This is a genomic window from Streptomyces flavovariabilis (assembly GCF_000725785.1).
Lineage (GTDB): Bacteria > Actinomycetota > Actinomycetes > Streptomycetales > Streptomycetaceae > Streptomyces > Streptomyces hawaiiensis.
Genome location: NZ_JNXD01000001.1, coordinates 907,502 through 930,009, shown reverse-complemented (window position 1 = coordinate 930,009; position 22,508 = coordinate 907,502). Strand labels below are relative to the sequence as shown.

Here is a 22,508-nt window from a genome sequence, read left to right as displayed (position 1 = left end):
CTGACGAAGGGTCAGTGTGACGTGCGCCTCACTCGTCGTCGAGGCCGCGCTCTATCGCGTACCGGACGAGCTCCACACGGTTGTGCAACTGGAGCTTGCCGAGGGTGTTCTGGACGTGGTTCTGCACCGTGCGGTGGGAGATGACCAGGCGTTCGGCGATCTGCTTGTAGCTCAGGCCCTTGGCGACCAGGCGCAGCACCTCGGTCTCGCGGTCGGTGAGCCGGGGCGCCTTCGGTTCACCGGTGTCCTGCGCGGGGGCCGGCTCGGAGGCCAGGCGGCGGTACTCGCCGAGGACCAGCCCGGCCAGGCCGGGGGTGAAGACCGGGTCGCCGACGGCCGTGCGGCGGACCGCGTCCTGGAGCTCCCCGGTGGAGGCCGACTTCAGCAGATAGCCGGTCGCGCCGGACTTCACCGCCTCCAGGACATCGGCGTGCTCACCGCTCGCGGACAGCACGAGGACCCGCAGCGCGGGGTTCGCGGCGACGACCTCCTTGCAGACCTGGACGCCGGGCTTGCCGGGCAGGTTCAGGTCGAGCACGAGGACGTCGGGTGCGGCGGCCTTGGCCCGGCGTACGGCCTGGTCGCCGTCGCCCGCGGTGGCGACCACCTCGAAGCCGGACTCGGCCAGGTCGCGGGCGACGGCGTCGCGCCACATGGGATGGTCGTCGACGACCATGACCTTGATCGGGTCCTGCCGGTCTCCGGTTGTCTCAGTCATCGCTGCTCCGCCTTCCCCCGTGTGCTCGTCACGGCCTTCGGTACCTTCAGCTCGACCTCGGTGCCCTGACCCGGCACCGAGATCAGCTCCGCGCTGCCGCCGAGGTCACGCAGCCGGCCGCGGATCGACAGGGCGACGCCGAGCCGCCCCTCGCCCTCGGCCTGGACGAGCCGCCCCTCCGGGATGCCGGGTCCGTCGTCCCGCACGGTGACGATCACCTCGTCCGGCTCGTCCTCGACCAGGATCCACGCGCGCGCGTCCTGACCGGCATGCCGGCGGACGTTGTCCAGGGCGGCCCCGACCGCGGCGGCCACCTCCCGGGCGGCGACCGGCGCCAGCGGCACGGGCGCGCCGGGCTCGGCGAGACTGACCCTGGCCCCGGCGTACGGCGCGAGCAGGGCGCGCAGGTCGACGGGGCCGCGCTCGTCCGGCTCCTCGTCGACGGCCCGGACGAGCGCGCCCTCGGCGGCGTCTTCGGAGACCCGGGAGACGGGGACGAGTCCGCCGGAGACCAGGGTGCGCAGCGCGACCTCCTGCTCACCGGCCATCCGGCCCAGCTCCGCTGCCTCTCCCCCGATCACGGCCCCGCGGCGCTGCACCATGGCCAGCACCTGGAGGACGCTGTCGTGGATGTCCCGGGCGAGGCGCTCCCGCTCTCGCGTGGCGGCCTCGATCTCCAGGGCGCGGGCGAGGGTGCGCTCGGAGGCGCGGGCGACCTCGACGACGTAGCCGATGGCGACGGAGGCGATGCAGACCAGGATGACGTTGTGGACGGTGTCGCGGGCCGGGCTGCCGCGTTCGATCAGGTTGGCGACGGCCACGAGGCCGGAGGCGAGGGCCGCCCAGCGCCAGCCGCCCTTGACGGCGAAAGCCAGGACGGCACCGGCGGTCCATATCGACGGCAGGGTCGGACCGCCCGCCTGGACCCGCTCGTGCGCGTCGGCGACGGGCGTGAGCAGGATGCCGGCGACGGCGATGGTGAGGTCGGCGGCGAGGAACCGCTTGGTGCAGCGGGCGGCGTTCGCGACCCGGGGCAGGGTGGCCAGGGTCCAGCCGCACAGCACGGCGTAGTAGGCGACGGCGATCCAGGGGCGGACGAACTCGTCGTGGGCGGTGGCGAACAGGCCGACCGCGTACAGCATCGTGAGCACCCGGTAGGCGGTGAGCGCACGCCACAGCGGCTGCTCGACCGACATCCTCATGACACGCTCGCGCTTGGCCATCTCCCCCGCCCCCCGACCGAAGCCCCGGCTAGGGCTCGGTCCGGTGCTGCTCCGTCTGCTTTTCCTTCTCGGCCTGTTCCTTCTCCGCCCGCGCGAGAGCGGCCCTGGCGGCCTTCTCGGCTTCCTTCTCCGCCTTCGCCGCTTCCGTGAGCTGCCGCTTCATGGCCGTCGCGTACATGTCGACGTACTCCTGGCCGGAGAGGTTCATGATCTCGTACATGACCTCGTCGGTCACGGCGCGCAGCACGAACCGGTCGTGCTCCATGCCCTGGTAGCGGCTGAAGTCCAGGGGCTTGCCGATCCGGATGCCGGGCCGCATCAGCTTCGGCATGACCTTCCCGGGCGGCTGGATCTTCTCCGTGTCGATCATGGCGACGGGGATGACCGGCGCGCCGCTCGCGAGCGCCACGCGCGCGAGGCCGCCCGGCTTGCCCCGGTAGAGCCGTCCGTCGGGCGAGCGCGTGCCCTCCGGGTAGATCCCGAACAGCTCACCGCGCTCCAGCACCTCTATGCCGCTTCTGATGGCGGCCTCACCCGCGCCGCGCGCACCGGAGCGGTCCACGGGAAGCTGCCCGACCCCCTTGAAGAAGGCGGCCGTCAGCCGGCCCTTCACGCCTGGCGTGGTGAAGTACTCCGCCTTCGCGATGAAGGTGACCTTGCGGTCGAGGACGGCGGGCAGGAAGAACGAGTCGGAGAACGACAGGTGATTGCTCGCCAGGATCGCAGCGCCCTCGGCGGGTACGTTCTCCAGGCCCTCCACCCAGGGTCTGAAGGCGAGCTTCAGCGGACCCCCGATGGTGACCTTCATCGCGCCGTACAACAACCGAGTGCCTCCTGTATGTGTCGGTCAGACCTTAACCCGGAGCACTGTCAAAGGCTCCGACGGCCCTGGTCGGTGTCAGTGCGGTCGCGTACGGTGAAGGTCCCGCGAACGCCGTGCGACCCCTTCCATGACGTTCCGTGACATTCCGTGATCGTGCCAGTCCCTTCTCACGACCAGGAGGCCGAAGGTGCCGGTCCTTGCCGGAGCCGAGCCGTTTCACCACGAGGGCGGAGAGGTCGCCGTCCTCCTCTGCCACGGCTTCACCGGATCACCGCAGTCGCTGCGCCCCTGGGCGGAGCACCTCGCCGAGCACGGCCTGACCGTCTCCCTGCCGTTGCTGCCCGGGCACGGCACGCGCTGGGAGGACCTGCGGATCACCGGCTGGCAGGACTGGTACGCGGAGGTGGACCGCGAGCTGCGCCTGCTGTGCGAGCGCCGGGAAACGGTCTTCGTGGCCGGTCTGTCCATGGGCGGCGCACTGGCCCTGCGCCTGGCCGCGAAGCACGGCGACGCCGTCCGCGGTGTCATGGTCGTCAACCCCGCGAACAAGGTGCACGGCCTGGCCGCGCACGCCCTGCCGGTGGTGCGCCACCTCGTCCCCGCGACGAAGGGCATCGCCAGCGACATCGCCAAGCCGGACGGCAGGGAGCTCGGCTACGACCGGGTGCCGCTGCACGCGGCGCACTCGCTGCGCCGGTTCTTCCAGGCCACCGACCGCGAGCTGCCGCAGGTCACCCAGCCGGTGCTGCTGCTGCGCAGCCCGCAGGACCATGTGGTGCCGCCCGCCGACTCGGCCCGGATCCTCAGCCGTATCTCGTCGACGGATGTGAAAGAGGTCATCCTGGAACAGAGCTACCACGTCGCCACGTTGGACCATGACGCGGACCGGATCCACGAGGAGAGCCTCGCGTTCATCGGCCGCATCGCGTCCGGCCTCGGCAAGGAGCCCGGGCTCGGCAAGGAAGGGACGACCGCAGGTGGCTGAGCACGACTCCGACCGCGAGGGCCGGGAGCCGGACGAGAAGGGCGTCCCCTTCGACGAGGAGGCCGCCTGGGCGGCGATCGTCGCCGCGTACGGCGACGAGCCGCCGGACCCGCCGGGCGCCAAGCCGTTCAAGTCGGTCGAGGACCTGGCCCTGCCGGCGGCCGGGACCAACGACGCCCTGACCGACGGCGACCGCGGGGATACGGCCGTGAAGTCCGGGGACGCCGTCAAGCCCGCCGAGCCGCAGGAGGCCGAGGAGCCCGGTGACCAGCCCGTGAAGCCCCTGGGCGGCTCGGTCTCCTTCGCGCCCGGCGTCGGCCCGCGCGACTACTCCGTGTCCGAGCCCGCCGAGGACGACTTCGACGAGAACGACGAGGGCCACTTCGTGCCCCCGGAGCCGCCGCCGCTGCCCACCGCCGATCCGACCGCCAAGTTCGCCTGGATCGGCGTGCTCGGCGGGCCGGTGCTGCTCATGCTGGCCGTGCTGCTCGGCTGGGACATGACCTGGTGGCTGGCCACGCTGGGGATCGGCGGGTTCCTCGGCGGGTTCACGACGCTGGTGATGCGCATGCGTACGGACGACGAGGAGGACGACGACCCGGGGCGGGGCGCGGTCGTCTAGGCAGCGGGGACTCTGAGGGCGGCCAGGACCGGAAGGTGGTCCGTGGCCGCCCTCAGGTCTGCGTCGGACACCCCCGGCTGCCCGACCGGCACGCCGCAGCCCAGCACCTCGATGCCCTCGGTCGCGAAGATCGCGTCGATGCGCTGGTAGGGGTCGGCGGGGGTCCAGGTGTGCTCGCCGCCCCAGGGGGCCGCGGCCCGGCAGTCGGTCAGGCGGTCGGCCAGCCTGCGGAAGGCCGGGCCGTCGGGGTGTTCGTTGAGGTCGCCGCCGGCGATCGCGTGCTCCACACCCATGCCGGCGAGCCGGTCCAGGAGCATGCCGGACTGCTCGTAGCGCTCGTCCTTCTGGAGGGACAGGTGGCAGCTGAGCACGCCGAGGCGGGTGCCGGCGATGCGGACGACCGCGGTGGCGAAACCGCGGCGGTGCAGGCCGGGGGTGGGGGGCAGGAGGATGTCCTCGGTGCGTTCGACGCTCGCCCGGAGCGAGCTCAGGATCGCCGGGCCCGTGGTGGTGGCACCGCCGGTGACGATCACCAGGTCGGAGGCGAGGGCCAGGCGGGCGAGTTTCTTGCGCCAGCGGAAGAAGCGGGGGGCTTCCTGGACGAGGACGAGGTCGGGCTCGCAGGCCTTGATGACGCGGGCCAGGGCGGTGGTGTCGTCGCGCATGGAGCGGATGTTGTAGCTGAGGACCCTGATGACCGCGGAACCATCGGATTCCGTACGGGAGTTGGGGAGCAGCGGCATGTGATCAATTTACGCCCCATCGCTCGGGGTGCGAGGTACGTGCGCGAGTGCCGGCCGTTCGTGGCTTGTCGCGCAGTTCCCCGCGCCCCCAAGAGCGAAAAGCAGGGCGTCACATGATCGGGTCGGGTTCCCTCGCCAGGTCCGCAGCGCCCACCAGGCCCGCCTTGTTGCCCAGTTCCGCCGCGCGGACCTCGGCCACCGGGCGCCAGTTGCCGCCGACCAGCCAGCGCTTGTACGACTTGCGGATCGGGCCCAGGACCAGTTCGCCCTCGTCGGAGAGGCCGCCGCCGACGATGAACGCCGAGGGGTCGAAGAGGGAGGCCAGGTCGGCGAGGCCCGCGCCGACCCAGCGGGCCAGTTCGCGGTAGGAGTCGACGGCGACCCGGTCGCCCTGGCGGGCGGCCATGGAGATGTGCTTGCCCTCGATGCCGTCGGGCGTGCCGTTGCCGAGGCCGAGCAGGACCTCGGCGTTCTCGGGGGTGGCGTTGGCGCGCTGCTTGGCGTACCTCACCAGTGCCCGGCCCGACGCGTACTGCTCCCAGCAGCCCTGCGAGCCGCAGCCGCACAGCAGGCCGTCCGGCACCATGCGGATGTGGCCGAACTCGGCGGCCACGCCGAAGTGCCCGCGGCGCAGCTTGTTGCCGATGATGATGCCGCCGCCCAGGCCGGTGCCCAGCGTGATGCAGATGACGTTGCGGTGGCCCTTGCCCGCGCCGAACTTGTACTCGCCCCAGGCCGCGGCGTTCGCGTCGTTCTCCACGACCACCGGGAGGCCCACGCGGGCCTCGACCTTCTCCTTGAGCGGCTCGTTGCGCCAGTGGATGTTGGGCGCGAAGTAGACCTCGGAGCGCTGCCGGTTCACGTAGCCGGCGGCACCGATGCCCACGCCGACGATGTCGTGCCCGACGCGTGCGCCCTCCACCGCCGAGGCGATGGCGTCCACGATGCCCTCGGGCGTGCCCGGGGTCGGCACCTTGTGGGTCGAGAGGATGTTGCCTTCCTCATCGACCACGCCGGCCGCGATCTTCGTGCCGCCGATGTCGACGCCGATGGTGAGTCCCATGAATCCCTCAGTTTCGGTCGAGCCCCGCTACGGCCAACGGTACCCGAGGCCCTGCCGTCGGTTTCGCTGTCGTCCGCACGGTGGGCACCCCGGGCGGCCGCTCCGGGCCCGCCGCCCGGCCGGGGCCGGGGCCTCAGTCCAGGTCGATGCGCTGCCCGGGGCCGGCGTCGTCGCCGCCGTCCCGGTGTTCGCCCTGGTCACGGGGGTCGTCCCGATCGTCGCGGCCGGTCCAGCGGCGCTCCTGGGCCTGGACGGCGGAGCGGTAGGCGGCGAGCAGCTCGTTCCCGGCCGCTGCCAGGTGGTCGAAGACGTCCGGATTGCGCTCGATGACGGGTTCCACGGCGTCCTTGGCCTGCTGGACGACCTGCCGGACGACCTGCTGCGCGGCGGGCCCCGCGACCGCGCCGAGCAGCGGGGACTGGACGCCGGACAGCTTCTCGGCGACGGTGTCGACGAGCTTCTTCAGCTCTTCGGCGGCGGAGCCCGTGGGCGTGCCGTACTGGGTGCGGCGGCGGGCCTTCTCCGCCTGGAGGTCCTCGGCGCACGCGGTCGCCCAGGCGTCGGTGTCGCTCGCCCGCACCTCGTCCGCGGCCTCGTCGCGGGCGGCGTCGAACGGGGGGAGTTCTTCGCTCATGACGGACTCCTGACTACGGTTCGTCCCTACGACGTTACCCGAACGGGCGCACCGCGTTCACGGGCCGGGCCTGCCGTGTCTCCCCGGTCCGGCGCCCTGCTGTGTCACCGGGCCCGCGGCCACAGCTTCGGGTCGGGTGCGAAGCGGATCCGCAGCTCGCCCTCGCGCAGGGCGGCTCCGTCGACGGTGCAGCGGCGCAGCACGGAGGGCAGTGGGACGATCCGGCGGAACCGCCCCGCCGTGACGACGAGTTCGTCACCGCGCCGGACGAGGTCCAGTTCCTCGCGTATGGCGCCGGGCAGCGGGATCTGCCAGACGAGGACGCCGTCCTCGCCGAGCCGGTCGGTCACGGGCCAGTCGGCCGCGGGGAGCGCCTGTCCGACGCCGGGTACGCCGAGTGCGGTGAGGTCGTCGGTGCCGCGCGGGTCGTGTCCGAGATGGGGGACGGTGCGGACGTCGTACGACTCCCGCCACTCCTCCAGCGTCTTGCGCTGCTGGGCGACCGGGCCGGCGAGCCAGGTGTCCGGCGAGGCCTCGGGCAGGACGCGGCTGGCGACCACGACGTCGGTGCGCAGACCTCGCAGGGCGAGGCCGAGACCGGCGGTGCGCAGCGCGTCGGCGCCGGCCGGACCGGGCTCGGCGACCAGGCGTACGACGGTGTCGCGGTCGGCGAGGACCGCATCGACGGCGGCCAGTTCCAGGCCCCAGCGGGCCGCCGTCTCGTAGAGCCACTCGGCGGGCATGGGGACGCCGGCGAGGCGGCCCAGGACGGGGCGCAGGGCGCGGGCGGCCTGCCGTTCGGGCGGGAGCAGGCGGCGCAGGTAGCGGCGGAGTTCCTCGGGCAGGGCGAGGAGGGCGAGGGCCTGCGGGGCCGGGGGGAGATCGACGACGAGAGTGTCGTACTTCTCCGACAGCGCGGCGTCGCGCAGGGCGCGCAGCAGGGCGAGTTCCTCGGCGCCGGGCAGGGGGGTGAGTTCCTCGGGGTCCAGGCGGGAGGCGCCGAGGAGGTCCAGGGCGGTGGAGGCGCGGTCCTGGAGGGCGGTGAGGTCCCTGCGGAAGTCCTGGGCGGCGTCGGGGCGCCAGGCGGTGAGCCGCGGGGCTGCCCGGATCGGGGCCGGGCCGGTCTGCACCCCCAGGGCCGCACCGAGTGTGTCCGTGCGGTCGGCGCCGAGGACGAGGGTGCGGGTGCCCTCGGCCGCCGCGGCCAGGGCGGTCGCGGCCGCGAGGGTGGTACGACCGCTGCCGCCGGGGCCGGTGATCAGGATGGTGCGCATGGGAAGGAACGGTAACCGAGACGCCCTCAGGGGGCCGGGGCTGAGTTGCACATGCGGCTCCGCCGCGTGGGCACGGCCGGCCGCGACGGGCCCGGACCCGGCACCTTGCGGGCAACCCCTGCGGCGCCGCTTCTACTTGCCCGATTCCACGCGCTTCTTCAGCCCCGCCAGTGCCCTGTCGATGATGACCTTCTCCGCCTTGCGCTTGATCATGCCGAGCATGGGGATCTTGACGTCCACGGTCAGTACGTACGTGACCTCCGTGCCGCCCGCGCCGGACGGCTTGAGGAGGTACGAGCCGTCGAGGGAGCGCAGCATCTGGGACTTCACCAGCGTCCAGGACACCTCGTTCTCGCCGGTCCAGGTGTAGCCGAGGACCTGGTCGTCCTTGATCGCGCCCGCGTCCATGACGAGGCGGACCTGCTCGGCGCGGCCCTGGGCGTCGGTCTTGAGGACCTCCGCCTCCTTCACCTCGCCGGTCCAGTCCGGGTAGCGGGCGAAGTCGGAGATGACCGCCATGACGTCGGCCGGGGCCGCCTCGATGGTGATGCTCGAGCTGGTGTGTTCCGCCATCGCCGTGGCTCCTCCAGATACGGGCCGAATATGAGGTCGTGCGCACGCGTGTGCAGCGTGAAGGCTACCGCGCACGGGACCCGCGGATCTCACCCGAGCTGGGGCGTCCTCACCATTCCAGCGCCCACGGCGTTCCGGTCGACGCGAAGTGCCCCACGTTCACGCACTCGGTTGCCCCGATCCGCATCCGCTGGGCCAGCGGCTGGTGCACGTGTCCGAAGAGGGAGTACCGGGGCCGGGTGCGGCGGATGGCGTCCAGCAGGGCCCGGCTGCCGCGCTCGAAGCGGCGGGCGACGGTGTCGTAGACCAGCTCGGGGACCTCGGGCGGGATGTGCGTGCAGAGCACGTCGACCTCGCCCACGGCCTCGATCTTCGCCGCGTACTCCTCGTCGCTGATCTCGTACGGCGTCCGCATCGGCGTGCGCAGGCCGCCGCCGACGAAGCCGAAGACCCGGCCGCCGATCTCGACGCGCTCGCCGTCGAGGACGGTCGTGCCGGGGCCCGCGTACTCCCGCCACAGCGTCGGCATGTCGACGTTGCCGTAGGTGGCGTACGTAGGGGAGGGGAACGCGGCGAACAGCTCGGTGTACTGCTTGCGCACCGCTTCCTCGATCACCGTGGCGCGGTCCTCGCCCACCCCGGCCCACAGCCGGGCGCCGAACTCCCGGGCGTCCTGGTAGCGCCGGGCGGTGCGCAGTGCGACGATGCGGTCGGCGTTCTCGACGCCGAACAGGTCGGGGAAGATGCCGCGGGAGTGGTCGGCGTAGTCGAGGAAGAGGACGAGATCGCCCAGGCATATCAGGGCGTCGGCGCCCTCGCCGGCCCTGGCCAGGTCGCGGGCGTTGCCGTGCACGTCGCTGACCACGTGGACGCGCGTCCGGTGGTTTCCGGCTGGTGTGGGTGCCATGACGATCAAGCGTAAGCGTGTGCGGCAAAGGTGAACAGTGGCGGCCGGACCTGCGGTTACTGGCCAGTCAGTTAGTGCGTGGACTACTGTGCGCGAAGGAATACCCCACTGTGTGACGCAGCGAACATCTCGACGGGACCCCCTGTCGGAGAAGCCATACCGGCGGGTAACGTCCGGGCAGTCCAGTCGTGCTCTGCATTTCAACAAGTGAATGCCTGAGTACCTCCCCGAGCCTTGGACCGCACCGTCGCAGCACACACCGTCGTGGCGCCGGCGCCCTATGAGGAGCAGCAGTCTTGCGCGAGTTCAGCCTTCCGGCTTTGTACGAGGTCCCTGCGGACGGAAATCTGACCGACATCGTCCGCAGAAACGCCGCGCAGCATCCGGATGTCGCCGTCATCGCCCGCAAGATCGGCGGCAGCTGGCAGGACGTCACGGCCACCACGTTCCTCGCCGAGGTGCACACGGCGGCGAAGGGGCTGATCGCCGCCGGGGTGCAGCCGGGTGACCGGGTGGGCCTGATGTCGCGCACCCGCTACGAGTGGACGCTGCTGGACTTCGCGATCTGGAGCGCGGGCGCGGTGACCGTGCCGGTGTACGAGACCAGTTCGCCGGAGCAGGTGCAGTGGATCCTGGGCGACTCGGGCGCGACCGCCTGCGTGGTGGAGTCGGACGCCCACTCCGCCGCGATCGAGTCGGTGCGCGACCGGCTGCCGGCGCTCAAGCACGTGTGGCAGATCGACGGCGGGGGCCTCGACGAGCTGGGCCGGCTCGGCCAGGACGTCACGGACCAGACGGTCGAGGAACGCGGCTCGTTCGCCAAGGCCGACGACCCGGCGACCATCGTCTACACCTCGGGCACCACCGGCCGCCCCAAGGGCTGTGTGCTCACCCACCGCAGCTTCTTCGCGGAGTGCGGCAACATCGTGGAGCGGCTGCGTCCGCTGTTCCGCACCGGCGAGTGCTCGGTGCTGCTCTTCCTGCCGCTCGCGCACGTCTTCGGCCGGCTGGTGCAGATCGCGCCCATGATGGCGCCGATCAAGCTCGGCTGCGTCCCGGACATCAAGAACCTCACCGACGAGCTGGCCGCGTTCCGCCCGACGCTGATCCTCGGCGTGCCGCGCGTCTTCGAGAAGGTCTACAACTCGGCGCGCGCCAAAGCCCAGGCCGACGGCAAGGGCAAGATCTTCGACAAGGCCGCCGACACCGCGATCGCCTACAGCAAGGCGCTGGACACCCCCTCGGGCCCGTCCCTCGGTCTGAAGATCAAGTACAAGACGTTCGACAAGCTGGTCTACAGCAAGCTCCGCGCGGTCCTCGGCGGCCGGGGCGAGTTCGCCATCTCCGGCGGCGCCCCGCTCGGCGAGCGCCTCGGCCACTTCTTCCGCGGCATCGGCTTCACGGTCCTGGAGGGCTACGGCCTGACCGAGTCCTGCGCGGCCACCGCGTTCAACCCCTGGGACCGGCAGAAGATCGGCACGGTCGGTCAGCCGCTGCCCGGTTCGGTGGTCCGGATCGCCGACGACGGCGAGGTGTTGCTGCACGGCGAGCACCTGTTCAAGGAGTACTGGCACAACCCCGGCGCGACCGCCGAGGCCCTGGCCGACGGCTGGTTCCACACCGGTGACATCGGCACCCTCGACGAGGACGGCTACCTCAGGATCACCGGCCGCAAGAAGGAGATCATCGTCACCGCGGGCGGCAAGAACGTCGCCCCGGCCGTGATCGAGGACCGCATCCGGGCGCACGCGCTGGTCGCGGAATGCATGGTGGTGGGCGACGGGCGGCCGTTCGTGGGCGCGCTGGTCACCATCGACGAGGAGTTCCTGGGCCGTTGGTGCTCCGAGCACGGCAAGCCGTCGGGTGCCACCGCGGCGTCGCTGCACGAGGACCCGGACCTGCTGGCCGCGATCCAGGCGGCGATCGACGACGGCAACGCCGCGGTGTCGAAAGCGGAATCGGTGCGGAAGTTCCGCATTCTGTCCTCCCAGTTCACGGAGGAGTCGGGCCACCTGACGCCCTCGCTGAAGCTGAAGCGGAACGTGGTGGCGAAGGACTACGCGCACGAGATCGAGGCGATCTACGCGAAGTGACCCACCGGGTCGGGTCGCCTATGGCGCGGTGTCCTCGGCGAGGACCCGCGCCATCGTGCGTTCGGCGAGCGCGGTGATGGTCACGAAGGGGTTCACTCCCAGCGACCCGGGCACGAGCGAGCCGTCGGTGACGTACAGCCTGGGATATCCCTTGACCCTCCCGTAGTCGTCCGTCGCCCTGCCCAGCACGCAGCCGCCCAGCGGGTGGTAGGTGAAGTCGTCGGCGAAGACCTTGTTGCCCGAACCGAACAGGTCGTACCGGTAGATCGTCGCGTTGGCCGCGTTGATCCGGTCGAACAGCTTCTTGGCCATGGCGACGGAGACCGCGGAGTGGGCGGCCGTCCAGCCGAGCCTCAGCCGGCCCGAGCCGGTGTCGTAGGAGAAGGACGCCCGCTCCGGGTTCCTGGTGATCGCCAGGTAGAGGCTCACCCAGTGCTCCAGACCCGTCGGCAGCGGGGCGATCTCGGCGAACACCGGGTTGGCGCTGTTGGCCCAGTCGTCGATGCCCATGACCGGCATGGTCGACTGGTTCGCGCCGACCGTGTCCCACAGGTGGTTGGCCCGGCCCAGCATCACGTTGCCGTTGGTGCCCCAGCCGGCGCCGACACTGGCGTCGAGGCCGGGCAGGGTGCCCGTCTCCCGGGCGCGCAGCAGCAGTTCGGTGGTGCCGAGGCTGCCGCCGCCGAGGAAGAGGTACGTGCAGCCGTACTCCTTGGTCCCGACGACGCGGCCGTTCTCGTCGACGCGGTCGGCGGTCAGGACGTAGGTCCCGTCCGGCGCGCGGCTGATCGCGCGTACCTTCTCCAGGGTGTGGACGGTGACGTTGCCGGTGCCGAGCGCGGCGGCGAGGTAGGTCTTGTCGAGGCTGCGCTTGCCGTGGTTGTTGCCGTAGATGACCTCGCCGGCGAGCGCCGACTTCGGGGCGGTGCCGGCCGCCTCGCGCTGCATGTGGCCGAAGTCGTAGACGCTCGGCACGAAGGTGGTCCGCAGACCGGTCTTCTCCGCGTGCTTGCGGGAGACGCGGGTGAAGCGGTACCACTCCGTCGATTCGAACCAGGCGGGGTCGACGGTGCTGACGCCCAGGGCGGCGCGGGCGCGCGGGAAGTAGGTGCCGTACATCTCGTCGGTGTCGACGGTGGGGAACTGCTCGGCGAAGTACGACCGGGGCGGGGTCACCGCCATGCTTCCGTTGACCAGGGAGCCGCCGCCGACGCCCCGGCCCACGTACACGGACATGTGGTCGAAGTGCACACGGTCCAGGACACCGGGGTAGGGGCTGATGTCCCGGTTGACCACGTCCAGCCACAGGAACGTGGACAGGGGTGCCTCGGTGCGGCTACGGAACCACATGGAACGGTGGTCGGGTGTGCCCGTCGCGCAGAAGACCTTGCCGTCGGGGCCCGGGGTGTTCCAGAGCCGGCCCATTTCCAGGACGAGGGTGCGGATGCCGGCCTGGGCGAGGCGCAGGGCGGCGACTGCGCCGCCGTAGCCCGAGCCGACGACGATGGCGGGCGCGGTGTCGACCGCGTCGGGCTGGGCGGCTCGGGCGCTTTGGAGGCCGATGCGGGTGAAGCCGAGGGTGGCGGCTGTCTGCAGGGCCGCCATGCCCAGAATTTGACGTCTTGTCAGATGACGATGTGTCAGGTTTGCTGTCATGGGCGCAGCATCGGCGGATTTTGGGGTTCCGCCTAGTGGGGGTGCCGCTTGATCCTTGTGGGCGGGTGCGGGCCCCTGGTGGCTTGTCGCGCAGTTCCCCGCGCCCCTCATTTCCCTACAGCAAGCTCTTGAGGTGCTCCGCGAGCAGATCCCAGCGCCACTTCTCCTCGACCCACTCGCGGCCCCGCTCCCCCATCCGGCGGCGCAGCTCGGCGTCTCCCAGGAGCGTGACGATCCGGTCGGCGGCGTCCTGCGGGGAGCCGCCGCGCACCACCCAGCCCGTCTCGCCGTCGAGGACCGCGTCCGGGGCGCCGCCCGAGTCACCGGCCACGACCGGGAGGCCCGTCGCGGAGGCCTCCAGGTAGACGATGCCGAGGCCCTCGACGTCCAGACCGCCGCGGCGGGTGCGGCAGGGCATCGCGAAGACGTCGCCGGCACCGTAGTGGGCGGGCAGTTCGGACCAGGGCACGGCGCCGGTGAAGCGGACGGCGGAGGAGACGCCGGTCTCATGCGCGAGCCGCCGCAGGTCCTTCTCGTACGGGCCGCCCCCGACGATCAGCAGCACGGTGTCCGGCTCGGCGGCGAGGATGCGGGGCATGGCCCGGATCAGGGTGTCCTGGCCCTTGCGCCGGACGAGGCGGGAGACGCAGACCACGACCGGGCGGTCCGTGAGGCCGAGGCGGGCCCGGACCTCGTCGCCGCCCGAGCCGGGGTGGAAGGTCTTCTCGTCGACGCCCGGCGGCAGCTGCACCATGCGCGAGGCGGCCGGGGGCGTCAGCGCGGTCGCGATCCGCGAGCGCGTGTACTCGCCGAGGTAGGTGATCGTGTCCGTGGCGTCGCCGATCCGGCCCAGCAGCTGCCGGGCGGCGGGCAGCTGCGCCCAGCCGGCCTCATGACCGTGCGTGGTGGCGACCAGCCGCTCGGCGCCCGCGCCCCGCAGGGCCGGGGCCATCAGGCCGAGCGGGGCCGCCGCCCCGAACCACACCGAGGTGCACCCGTGCTCCCGCAGCAGACCGACGGCCCGCCGGGTGGCACCCGGCGTCGGCAGCAGCATGGTCGTACGGTCCCGTACGACGGTGAAGGGCTGCTCGGCGTCGAAGGCACGGGTCGCCTCGATGCCCTCCCGGGTCCGCTTCCAGGTCGAGGCGTAGACGACCAGCTGCTGCGGGTCCAGCCGCAGCGCCATGTTGTGCAGGAACGCCTGGATGCCACCGGGCCGGGGCGGGAAGTCGTTGGTCACGATCAGGGTCTTGCGCACGCCGCCGACCCTACCGAACCGCCCCTCCCAGCCGTGCGCGGCGGCAGGTATGGCACGCTCACAGCCGGCGGGCCCATCATGGCCCCATCAGCACGGCACGCGAACGGGCAGGGATCAGGTGAAGACGACGGGCACGAGGCGGTCCCCGGCATGGCTGCCGGTGGTCTGGTGTCTCACGAGGCTGTTGCTGCTGCTGTTCGTGCTGAAGGTGTACGTCTTCCCGGGCCCGGACGTCACGAGCGACGTGCACGTGATCTACCAGGGCTGGTACGACGTCCTGAGCACCGGAACGTTCCCGCTGAACGATGTCACCTGGCAGTACCCGCCCGCCGCCGCGCTGGCGATCCTCTCCCCCGGCCTGCTGCCCTTCCTGGACTACGCGACCGCGTTCTTCGTGCTGGTCTGCGTCACCGACCTGGCCGTGCTGGCCCTGATGACGTACGCGGGACGCCGCCCGGGCCGCTCGCTGCGCGGCGCCTGGGTGTGGGTGATCGGCGTGCCGCTGCTGGGCCCCACGGTGTACGCCCGCTACGACGTGATGGTCACGGCGGTGGCGATGGCCGCGCTGCTCGCGGGCGCCCGGCACCCGAAGGCGATGGGGGCCCTGGCGGCCTTCGGGGCGCTGCTCAAGGTGTGGCCGGCGATGCTGCTCCTGGCCGCCCGGCGCCGCAGCGCCTGGGTGTCGGCGCTGGTGACCGGCATCGTGGTGACGGGTGTGTTCGCGCTGGCCATGCCGGGCGCGTTCGCGTTCCTGACCTTCCAGCGCGACCGGGGCACCGAGGTCGAGTCGCTGGGCGCGCTGGTCTTCCACGTCGCCCGGCACTTCGGCTGGCAGGGCGAGGTGAAACTGAACTACGGCTCGATCGAGTTCCTCGGGCCGTATGTGAGCGAGGTGAGCACGGGCGCGCTGTTCCTGACCGGGGCGGCCTTCGGCTGGCTGGTGCTGTGGCGGCTGCTGGCCCGGCGCTTCGAGGAGCACACGCTCGCCGACGCGGCCTTCGTGGCGGTGCTGATGTTCACCACCACCAGCCGGGTGATCAGCCCGCAGTACATGGTGTGGCTGATCGGGCTGGCGGCGGTGTGCCTGTACTTCCCCCGGAGCCGGATGCGGCTGCCGGTCGTCCTGGTGCTGGCGGCGTGCTTCGTGACGGTGCTGGAGTTCCCGTACTACTTCGCCAACGTCGTGGCGAGCGACGGTCTCGGCCTGACCCTGCTGTTCCTGCGCAACGGCCTCCTGGTGGCCGCCACGCTGATGGCGGCCCGCGCCCTGTGGCGGGCGACCGTACCGCCCGTCGCACCGGCCGCCGCCCGGCCCCGTGTCAGCCCAGCTGATCCCGCAGATATGCCCGCCACTGCTCCGTGAAGGCCTCCGGCGTCGTCCCCAGTACCGTCCGCATCGCGTCCTCCACCGCCCCGGCCCGCTCCCGGTGCTCCCCGACGGCCCGGTAGAACTCCCCCAGCCGGGCCTCGCCCCAGCGGTCGGAGATCAGCCGGCACGCCGTCCAGCCGCTCTCGTAGGAGCGGGCCAGGCGGCTCGCGTCACCGGTGAAGCCGAAGTCCTCGTCGTCCGGGAGTGCGGTGGGGACGCGGCCCTCACCGACCGCCCGGGACAGTTCGGGCGCGGCCTCGGCGGGGGTTCGGCCGCCGGCGCGGTAGCCGACCCAGTCGGCGTACCCCTCGGACAGCCACAGGGGCGTGGCGGCCGTGGTGCGGGCACGGGTGGCGACATGGGTCGTCTCGTGGGTGACGACGACCTGCTCGCCGAGACCGCCGAGGAGCGCGAACGCGTCCGGGTTGACGATGATCCGGTCCGCCGGCGCCCGGTCCCGCGCGCCCGTCGCGCCGGTGGTCACCGCCGCGATCCCACGGTAGGAGGAGGCGGGTGAGCCGAGCAGCCCCGCCATCCCCTCCAGTGACTTCGGCACGAGCACGACGACCCGCCGGCTCCAGTCCGTGCCCCACGCGTCCGACACGGCGGGCACCGCACGGTCGGCCAGGTCCGCGAAGTCCCGCAGCGACCGCCCGGACTGCCCGACGCCGAGCACGAGGCTGTGCCGGCCCCGGACGAGGTGCACCGTCCCCTGGTCCCAGAGCTGCTGGGCGGACTTCTTCGCGGGCCGGTCGGTGTCCACGGACCACTGCCCGTCCGCGTCCCGGCTCAGTCGCAGAGTGCGCCCGGCGGTCACCGGCGCCCGGTCGTACCCGGCGACGCGATAGCGCAGTTCGGCGTCGGCGGTGGCCGTGTCGCCGGTGCGGCGCACCGCTGTCACCCGGTACGACCAGGAGGCCACGGGCAACGCGCGCAGTGTGGCGAAATCCGTCCCCGTGCCCGTCCGTTCGTAGGCGCGCGGGTCTCGGTCGACGACCGCGGCGGCCCGCCGGTCCAGGAGCCGCTGGACGTCGGCCGTGGCACTGTCGGCCGCGGACCGCCCGCCGCACCCGGCCAGGGCGGCGAGCAGCACGACGAGCACGACGAGCGCGGACCCCGACCTTCGACCAGCCACGTTCCCGATCGTACGGGCGCCGGGCCGCCCTGGTCAGACCCTGGTGACCGACGAGACGGGCATCATCCCGACCGGGTCGTAGCGCACGGGCGCGCCGGGGTAGGGCGCGTGGATGACCTGGCCGTTGCCCATGTACATCCCGACATGGCTGGCGTCGCCCCGGTAGACGACCAGGTCACCGGGGCGCGCCTCGGACAGCGGGACCTGCCGGCCGGCGTACCGCTGGGCCTGCGAGGTGCGCGGCAGGGAGACCCCGGCCTGCGCGTACGACCACTGCATCAGGCCCGAACAGTCGAAGCCGGAGGGTCCGTTGGCGCCCCAGACGTAGGGCCTGCCGAGCGCGCTGCGGGCTGCGGCGACCGCGGCGGACCCGCGTCCCGAGGCGGCGGTGGCACTGCCGAGGTCGGGCATGCCGGGGCGGCCGGAGCGGGAGGCACGACCGTAGGCGTCGCGCTCGGCCTCCGGCAGGGAGTTGAGCAGCCGCCGGGCCGCGGCGAGCTTCTGCTCGACGGTCTTCTTGTGGGCGGCGACGGCCTTGCGGCTCCGGTCCAGTTCGCGGAGCTTCCCGGCGGTCTCCTCGCGGTCCTGGGCGAGTTCGCGCAGCGCGATCCGGAGTTCCTTCAGCTCGCCCGCCTGGCGGGCGGTGAGGCGGTCGAGCCGGGACGCGTGGTCGAGGTAGTCGTCCGGGTCGTCGGAGAACAGCAGGGCGAGGGACGGGTCGATGCCGCCCTCGCGGTACTGGGCACCGGCGAGCGAACCGAGGGACTCCCGCATGGAGTTGACGCGCTGCTGCTGGCGGGCGATGCGGTCCCGGGCGATGCCGACGTGATCGCGCAGCCCGTCGGCGCGCTCGTCGGCCTCGTTGTACGCCTCGGTCGCCTTCTCGGCCTGCTCGTAGAGCCGGTCCACCGTGGCCCGGGTGTCGTCGTACGGTGCGGCGACGGCCGGTACCGCGCCCACGGCGGCGGCCGCGACGGACAGGAAGCTGACCGCGGCACCGGCGCCCCGGTCGAACCCGGACGGTGCAAGGCGGCGATGGGACCCCACGGGAAGCCGCTCTCCTTCCGCTGGCGGACTTGGAACGCGGCAGACAGTAGCCCCGCGACGGGGGGCCGCCAACGACCATCCGTGGGTATCCAGCGCGGCGCCCCGCCGCTGACGCAGGTCAATGGCGGGGCGTGGGCTCACTCGGGGTTGTCGTGATTCGCCCGAACGGCGGACACGGTGTCCTGATCTTGAGGACGCCGAGCGGGTTGCGCAGCTCGGATGTCAGACCCGGACGCCGAACATGAAGGGGCCGCCGATGGTGTCCATCGACTCGTAGCGGACGACCGTGCCGGTGCGCGGGGCGTGGATGATCTGCCCGTTGCCGGCGTAGAGGCCCACGTGGTGCAGGTCGTTGAAGAAGAAGACCAGGTCGCCGACCTTGAGCTGGCTGACCGAGTAGATCTTGGTGCCGGCTCCGGTCTGTGCCTCGGAGGTGCGCGGGATCTGCACGCCGGCGGCGGCGTAGGCCCGGGAGGTGAGGCCGGAGCAGTCGAAGGAGCTCATGCCGGTGGCGCCGTAGACGTAGGGCTTGCCGAGCTGGCTCTGCGCGAAGGCGAAGGCGGCGGCGGCGCGGCCCGAGCCGGGCGGGACGTCGGCGGTGAGGGCGTCGCGCTCGCTGGTCCGGCTGGCGCGGTTCTGCTCGGCGGCCAGTTCGGCCTTCTGCGCGGCCGTGAGGCTGTTGAGCAGCTTCTGCGCGGAGGAGAGCTTGCCCTGGACTTCCTTCTTCTTCTTGCCGAGTTCGGTCCGGGTGGAGGCGAGGTCCTTCAGCTTCTCGGAGGCCTCGGCGCGCTCCTGGGCGAGTTCGCGCTGCTTCTCCTGGACCTTCTTCAGCGCCTCGACCTGCTGGCCGCTCAACTGGTCGAGCGTGGAGGCCTTGTCGAGGTAGTCCTCCGGGTTGGCGGAGAGGAACAGCTGCACGGAGGGGTCGATGGAGCCGGTGCGGTACTGCGACGCGGCGGCGAGGCCCAGGCTGTCGCGGAGCTCGTTGAGCTCCTCCTGGCCGCGGGCCACGTTGTCCTGGATGGTGGAGATCTCCTTCTGGAGCTTCTCCTGCTTCTCCTTGGCCCCGTTGTACTTCTCGGTGGCCTGCTCCGCCTCTTCGTAGAGCTTGTCGACCTTGGCCTTGACCTCGTCCTTGCTCGGCTTCTCGCTGGGGGCGGCGTTGGCGGCCTGCGAGCTGAAGGCGACGGCAGCGGCGGCGGCGGTGGTCAGCACGGTCACACGTGCGCGGCTCGGCTGCTTCGGACGACGGTGGGACGCCACGGGTGAAAAGCTCCTTCTGGCCCCTCCGCCGTCTCTCCCGATGAGTGATCACCCGAGCGGAGGTTCGGCCCGACCCTAGTGACCTTCCTGTGATCAGTTCAAATCCTCAGATGAAAATTTGCGTCACGGTAGGCCATCTTTTCATCTGGGCTCACAGGCAGTGAGACCCACTTGACGCAACGTGGCTCACAGGTCCCATCAATCCGGGCATCACGCCCGGACGTTACGCATGGGGCGTACGCCGCCTAGGCCCGCGAAAGGCGCTTGAGGAGCATCGCCGAGGCCACCGGGCGGGCACCGGCCCGGGCCACCCCGTCGGCGACCTCCCGGTCGGTGGAGGCCACGATGACCGGCCTTCCGGGTGGTTCGGCGCGCACGAGTTGACGGATGAGCTCGTCGGCGGTGACGCCCGGCTTCGAGAACAGGACGCGCACACCGCGCGGCGGGGCCAGCAGCACCGGTGCGGCGAGCTCGGCGCCGTCGAAGACGCAGGTCACCTCGGCGCCGCTCTGCGCGGCCAGTTGGGAGAGCTGCCCGAGCAGTCTGAGGCGCTGCTTCTCCAGCGGCATCTGCGGATAGCCGGTCTTGGTGACGTTGTAGCCGTCGACGACCAGATGCGCCTGCGGCAGCGCCAGCAACTGGTCCAAAACCTGCGGATCGTTCTCCGACAGGGCGCGGGCGGCGATGTCCTTCGGGGTCATACGGCCCGGTTCGACGGCGTCGACGGTCTCGGCGGGCCGTACCGACACCGGCGGCAGGGCCAGTTCGCGGCGGAGCCCCTGGGTGGCGTCCAGCAGGGTGTCCAGCAGCAGCCGTACCCGCATGTCCTCGACGCTGCGGCCCTCGCGGGCGGCCCGGCGCGTGGCCTCAAGGGCGGCCTCGGTCTCGCCCAGCCGGGACTTGAGCCGCCGGGTCTCACTCTCGGCGGCGGACACCTGGGCGTGCGCCTCGGCACGGACGGCCTCGATCTCACCGTGCGCCTTGCGCAGAGCGGCCTCGCCGCGCTTGACGTCGCTGAGGGCGGCACGCAGCTTGCGGTGCAGCGACTCGGTTTCCTTCTTGGCCGATTCCAGCTCCGTGCGCAGCCGCTCGGTCTCGGCCCGGGTGTGGTCACGGGCCCGGTCCAGTTCGGCGCGCAGCCGCTCCAGCTCGGCCCGGCTCTCCTCGTCGGCGCGCTCGGCGTCGGCCCGCAGGGCCTCCTCGCCGGCGGCGGTCACCAGCTTCACCCAGCCGGGGGGCCGCAGTACGTAGGCCGCGGCCGCCACGTCGAGCGGGTCCGCGGCCGGGGGCGGGGAGCCTGAGTCGAGGGCGCCGGTCAGCTCCGGCTGGGTCTCTCTGAGCTTCTCCCCGATGCGCTGCCGGAACAGCGGATCGGTCTCCAGCGCGGCCGCCATCGCGTTGCCGGCGAACTTCGCCCGGCGGTTCGGCGCGAACCGGGCGTACTGCCTGAGCTGCGCGGGCAGCTCGGCGACCGTCAGCGAGCCGAAGCCGTCGGAGACGATCTGCACGACCCTGCGGCGCACGCCGTCGGGCAGCGGACGGTCGAGCACCTCGGCGGCGCCGTCGCCCGGCCCCCCGCCCGTGGTCTCCGCCATCCGTCACACCCCAATCCGTGCGGGGCCCTCCCCCACTCTCGACTTCGCTCGAGCGGGGGGACCCCCATCCTCAGGAGCCGGCGCCCGGCCTGTCCACGAGTTCCACCTGGTCCACCGCGTTGCACCAGCGGCAGCGCACCGTCTCGATGGTCTCACTGAGCACCTCGCGCTCCTCGACCTTCGGCTCTCCGGCCAGGTCGAGGTGGACGTACTCGACGACCTTCGACGAGCGGGTCACGTCGAACCTCGTGAGGTTGCCACAGAGGGTGCAGCGCCACCGCGTCTCGGCGGTCGGCAGGGGAACCGTCATCGTGACCTGTTCTCTTTCCTTCTAGTGTCCGTGACGCGACCGGCATCCCCGGCGCGTATGGCTCGTAACCCTACGGCCTGGCAGGTCCTCGCCGCCCGCGCGTCCACGGCGGCGAGGCGGTCTGGGCGGTTGCGTCCGGTTACGTCATGCTCTGTGTTCATGATCCGCAAGTGGAGCGCGTCGATCGTCCGGGCCGGCAGATCGGTCAGGGGGTCGTCAGCGCCGGTGACGTACTCACTGATCGCCCTGTGCTGCCTGGCCTTCCTGGCCGGGCCCGCCTCGGGCCTGAATCCGGCGTACGGCACGGGCGACGAACTGCTCGCCGTGCAGCGGGCCTATTTCCGGCGCTGGGGCGTGATTCCCGCAGAACTGTTCGAAGGGTCCGCGGGATATGCCCTCACCCCCGCGACCGCGCTGTTCGTCCACGGCAGCTGGGTGCACCTGCTCGGCAACATGCTCTTCCTCTACGTCTTCGGGGCGATGACCGAGGAACGGATGGGCCGGGTGCAGTTCACCCTGTTCTACGTCGGCTGCGGCTACCTGGCCCTGTTGGGGTACGCCGTCGCCAACGCGGACTCCGAGCAGTCCCTGGTCGGTGCCTCGGGGGCGATCTCCGCGGTCCTCGGTGCGTTCCTGTACCTGTTCCCCCGTGCCCGGGTGACCAGTCTCCTGCCGTTCCTCTTCTTCCTGCCGGTGCGCTTCCCCGCGTGGGTCGTGCTGCCGTTCTGGGCGGCGCTGCAGTGGCTGGCCGCGGGCCGGGCCCCGGACGGGCCGGGGGTCGCCTACCTCGCCCACCTCATCGGCTTCGGTCTGGGCTTCGGCTATGCGTCGGTCCGCTACGGCCGCCCCACCAGCCCTACTAGAGTGAAGGCCGCCCCTGCTCCGGCCCCCGAGGGAGAGAACCAGCCGTGATCACCGCGATCGTCCTGATCAAGACCAGCGTGGACCGGATCCCCGAGATCGCCGAGTCGATCGCGGCGCTGGACAGCGTCAGCGAGGTCTTCTCCGTCACCGGCACCTACGACCTGATCGCGATGGTCCGGGTCAAGGAGCACGAGGACCTGGCGGAGGTCATCCCGGGCCGGATCAGCAAGATCCCCGGGGTGGAGGGGACCGACACGCACGTGGCGTTCCGTACGTACTCGCAGCACGACCTCGAGGCGGCGTTCTCGATCGGGCTGGACAACTAGGACCGACCGGCCCGCCGGGTGCCGGGT

Annotated in this window: 22 protein-coding genes; 6 read left to right on the top strand and 16 right to left on the bottom strand. The window is 71.9% G+C overall.

What is annotated here, in order from left to right:
• Positions 1 to 28: 28 nt before the first annotated feature.
• Genes IO24_RS0104140 through IO24_RS0104130 form a run of 3 tightly spaced genes read right to left on the bottom strand, consistent with a single transcriptional unit; the run spans position 29 to position 2,749 of the window.
• Positions 29 to 718 carry a response regulator gene (locus IO24_RS0104140; protein ID WP_031131916.1) on the bottom strand — a complete coding sequence of 230 codons (690 nt, stop codon included), beginning with the start codon at positions 716 to 718 and terminating at the stop codon, positions 29 to 31.
• A complete protein-coding gene (gene macS / locus IO24_RS0104135) occupies positions 715 to 1,941 on the bottom strand; it encodes a MacS family sensor histidine kinase (protein WP_031131914.1) in 1,227 nt (408 codons plus the stop codon). The genes IO24_RS0104140 and macS overlap by 4 nt, the downstream gene beginning before the upstream one ends.
• Before the next feature lie 28 nt (positions 1,942 to 1,969).
• Positions 1,970 to 2,749, bottom strand: a complete 780-nt coding sequence (locus tag IO24_RS0104130) for a lysophospholipid acyltransferase family protein (protein WP_031131913.1) — start codon at positions 2,747 to 2,749, stop codon at positions 1,970 to 1,972.
• A 202-nt stretch (positions 2,750 to 2,951) separates the two neighbouring features.
• Between IO24_RS0104130 and IO24_RS0104125 the strand changes: the two genes are divergently transcribed.
• Both IO24_RS0104125 and IO24_RS0104120 read left to right on the top strand, forming a co-directional pair.
• Complete coding sequence (locus IO24_RS0104125) at positions 2,952 to 3,749, top strand: alpha/beta hydrolase (protein ID WP_031131911.1); 798 nt, start codon at positions 2,952 to 2,954, stop codon at positions 3,747 to 3,749.
• Complete coding sequence (locus IO24_RS0104120; RefSeq protein ID WP_031131908.1) at positions 3,742 to 4,371, top strand: hypothetical protein; 630 nt, start codon at positions 3,742 to 3,744, stop codon at positions 4,369 to 4,371. The genes IO24_RS0104125 and IO24_RS0104120 overlap by 8 nt, the downstream gene beginning before the upstream one ends.
• Here the strand turns inward: IO24_RS0104120 and IO24_RS0104115 are convergent.
• The 6 genes from IO24_RS0104115 to IO24_RS0104090 all read right to left on the bottom strand — a co-directional run bounded on the left by IO24_RS0104115 (position 4,368) and on the right by IO24_RS0104090 (position 9,565).
• Positions 4,368 to 5,114 (bottom strand): endonuclease/exonuclease/phosphatase family protein, encoded by a 747-nt coding sequence (locus tag IO24_RS0104115; protein WP_031131907.1) that lies wholly within the window; start codon positions 5,112 to 5,114, stop codon positions 4,368 to 4,370. The two genes, IO24_RS0104120 and IO24_RS0104115, sit on opposite strands and share 4 nt — an antisense overlap.
• A 109-nt stretch (positions 5,115 to 5,223) precedes the next feature.
• Complete coding sequence (locus tag IO24_RS0104110; RefSeq protein ID WP_010039265.1) at positions 5,224 to 6,177, bottom strand: ROK family glucokinase; 954 nt, start codon at positions 6,175 to 6,177, stop codon at positions 5,224 to 5,226.
• A 133-nt stretch (positions 6,178 to 6,310) separates the two neighbouring features.
• On the bottom strand, positions 6,311 to 6,811 hold the full coding sequence (locus IO24_RS0104105) for a DUF5304 domain-containing protein (protein ID WP_031131902.1): 501 nt from the start codon (positions 6,809 to 6,811) through the stop codon (positions 6,311 to 6,313).
• Between the two features lie 104 nt (positions 6,812 to 6,915).
• Positions 6,916 to 8,085 (bottom strand): ArsA family ATPase, encoded by a 1,170-nt coding sequence (locus tag IO24_RS0104100; RefSeq protein ID WP_031131900.1) that lies wholly within the window; start codon positions 8,083 to 8,085, stop codon positions 6,916 to 6,918.
• A 132-nt stretch (positions 8,086 to 8,217) separates the two neighbouring features.
• The gene (locus IO24_RS0104095) at positions 8,218 to 8,658 is read right to left on the bottom strand and encodes an SRPBCC family protein (RefSeq protein WP_031131898.1); all 441 of its coding nucleotides are present in this window, start codon (positions 8,656 to 8,658) and stop codon (positions 8,218 to 8,220) included.
• Positions 8,659 to 8,767: 109 nt separating this feature from the next.
• Positions 8,768 to 9,565, bottom strand: a complete 798-nt coding sequence (locus IO24_RS0104090) for a metallophosphoesterase family protein (protein ID WP_078899144.1) — start codon at positions 9,563 to 9,565, stop codon at positions 8,768 to 8,770.
• 296 nt (positions 9,566 to 9,861) lie between these two features.
• Here IO24_RS0104090 and IO24_RS0104085 point away from each other — a divergent pair, with 296 nt between their 5' ends.
• Complete coding sequence (locus tag IO24_RS0104085) at positions 9,862 to 11,658, top strand: AMP-dependent synthetase/ligase (protein WP_031131895.1); 1,797 nt, start codon at positions 9,862 to 9,864, stop codon at positions 11,656 to 11,658.
• 18 nt (positions 11,659 to 11,676) lie between these two features.
• Here the strand turns inward: IO24_RS0104085 and IO24_RS0104080 are convergent, their stop codons facing one another.
• Positions 11,677 to 13,314: a GMC oxidoreductase gene (locus IO24_RS0104080; RefSeq protein ID WP_471977336.1), complete on the bottom strand. Its 1,638-nt coding sequence runs from the start codon at positions 13,312 to 13,314 to the stop codon at positions 11,677 to 11,679.
• A gap of 115 nt (positions 13,315 to 13,429) precedes the next feature.
• The gene (locus IO24_RS0104075; protein WP_031131890.1) at positions 13,430 to 14,572 is read right to left on the bottom strand and encodes a glycosyltransferase family 4 protein; all 1,143 of its coding nucleotides are present in this window, start codon (positions 14,570 to 14,572) and stop codon (positions 13,430 to 13,432) included.
• Between the two features lie 118 nt (positions 14,573 to 14,690).
• Between IO24_RS0104075 and IO24_RS0104070 the strand changes: the two genes are divergently transcribed.
• Positions 14,691 to 15,935 (top strand): glycosyltransferase family 87 protein, encoded by a 1,245-nt coding sequence (locus tag IO24_RS0104070; protein ID WP_045296034.1) that lies wholly within the window; start codon positions 14,691 to 14,693, stop codon positions 15,933 to 15,935.
• On the opposite strand, the gene IO24_RS0104065 is transcribed toward IO24_RS0104070, so the two are convergent.
• The 5 genes from IO24_RS0104065 to IO24_RS0104045 form a co-directional block, all read right to left on the bottom strand.
• A complete protein-coding gene (locus IO24_RS0104065) occupies positions 15,892 to 17,076 on the bottom strand; it encodes a hypothetical protein (RefSeq protein WP_031131885.1) in 1,185 nt (394 codons plus the stop codon). The genes IO24_RS0104070 and IO24_RS0104065 overlap by 44 nt on opposite strands.
• A 33-nt stretch (positions 17,077 to 17,109) precedes the next feature.
• Positions 17,110 to 18,123 carry a C40 family peptidase gene (locus IO24_RS0104060; RefSeq protein ID WP_031131882.1) on the bottom strand — a complete coding sequence of 338 codons (1,014 nt, stop codon included), beginning with the start codon at positions 18,121 to 18,123 and terminating at the stop codon, positions 17,110 to 17,112.
• A 222-nt stretch (positions 18,124 to 18,345) separates the two neighbouring features.
• Entirely contained in the window at positions 18,346 to 19,386 is a 1,041-nt protein-coding gene (locus IO24_RS0104055) for a C40 family peptidase (protein ID WP_031131880.1), read from the bottom strand.
• Between the two features lie 245 nt (positions 19,387 to 19,631).
• Complete coding sequence (locus IO24_RS0104050) at positions 19,632 to 20,981, bottom strand: NYN domain-containing protein (RefSeq protein WP_031131878.1); 1,350 nt, start codon at positions 20,979 to 20,981, stop codon at positions 19,632 to 19,634.
• 70 nt (positions 20,982 to 21,051) lie between these two features.
• Complete coding sequence (locus IO24_RS0104045) at positions 21,052 to 21,291, bottom strand: hypothetical protein (RefSeq protein WP_031131875.1); 240 nt, start codon at positions 21,289 to 21,291, stop codon at positions 21,052 to 21,054.
• 159 nt (positions 21,292 to 21,450) lie between these two features.
• Between IO24_RS0104045 and IO24_RS0104040 the strand changes: the two genes are divergently transcribed.
• Together IO24_RS0104040 and IO24_RS0104035 are read left to right on the top strand one after the other, a co-directional pair.
• Positions 21,451 to 22,203 (top strand): rhomboid family intramembrane serine protease, encoded by a 753-nt coding sequence (locus tag IO24_RS0104040; protein ID WP_031131872.1) that lies wholly within the window; start codon positions 21,451 to 21,453, stop codon positions 22,201 to 22,203.
• Positions 22,200 to 22,481 (top strand): Lrp/AsnC family transcriptional regulator, encoded by a 282-nt coding sequence (locus IO24_RS0104035; RefSeq protein ID WP_030848030.1) that lies wholly within the window; start codon positions 22,200 to 22,202, stop codon positions 22,479 to 22,481. The genes IO24_RS0104040 and IO24_RS0104035 overlap by 4 nt, the downstream gene beginning before the upstream one ends.
• Positions 22,482 to 22,508: the final 27 nt, after the last annotated feature.

Coding starts and splice junctions, on each gene's coding strand:
- IO24_RS0104140 (WP_031131916.1), bottom strand. CDS start 718: ATGACTGAGACAACCGGAGACCGGCAGGACCCGATCAAGGTCATGGTC.
- macS (WP_031131914.1), bottom strand. CDS start 1,941: ATGGCCAAGCGCGAGCGTGTCATGAGGATGTCGGTCGAGCAGCCGCTG.
- IO24_RS0104130 (WP_031131913.1), bottom strand. CDS start 2,749: ATGAAGGTCACCATCGGGGGTCCGCTGAAGCTCGCCTTCAGACCCTGG.
- IO24_RS0104115 (WP_031131907.1), bottom strand. CDS start 5,114: ATGCCGCTGCTCCCCAACTCCCGTACGGAATCCGATGGTTCCGCGGTC.
- IO24_RS0104110 (WP_010039265.1), bottom strand. CDS start 6,177: ATGGGACTCACCATCGGCGTCGACATCGGCGGCACGAAGATCGCGGCC.
- IO24_RS0104105 (WP_031131902.1), bottom strand. CDS start 6,811: ATGAGCGAAGAACTCCCCCCGTTCGACGCCGCCCGCGACGAGGCCGCG.
- IO24_RS0104100 (WP_031131900.1), bottom strand. CDS start 8,085: ATGCGCACCATCCTGATCACCGGCCCCGGCGGCAGCGGTCGTACCACC.
- IO24_RS0104095 (WP_031131898.1), bottom strand. CDS start 8,658: ATGGCGGAACACACCAGCTCGAGCATCACCATCGAGGCGGCCCCGGCC.
- IO24_RS0104090 (WP_078899144.1), bottom strand. CDS start 9,565: ATGGCACCCACACCAGCCGGAAACCACCGGACGCGCGTCCACGTGGTC.
- IO24_RS0104080 (WP_471977336.1), bottom strand. CDS start 13,314: ATGACAGCAAACCTGACACATCGTCATCTGACAAGACGTCAAATTCTG.
- IO24_RS0104050 (WP_031131878.1), bottom strand. CDS start 20,981: ATGGCGGAGACCACGGGCGGGGGGCCGGGCGACGGCGCCGCCGAGGTG.
- IO24_RS0104045 (WP_031131875.1), bottom strand. CDS start 21,291: ATGACGGTTCCCCTGCCGACCGCCGAGACGCGGTGGCGCTGCACCCTC.
- IO24_RS0104040 (WP_031131872.1), top strand. CDS start 21,451: ATGATCCGCAAGTGGAGCGCGTCGATCGTCCGGGCCGGCAGATCGGTC.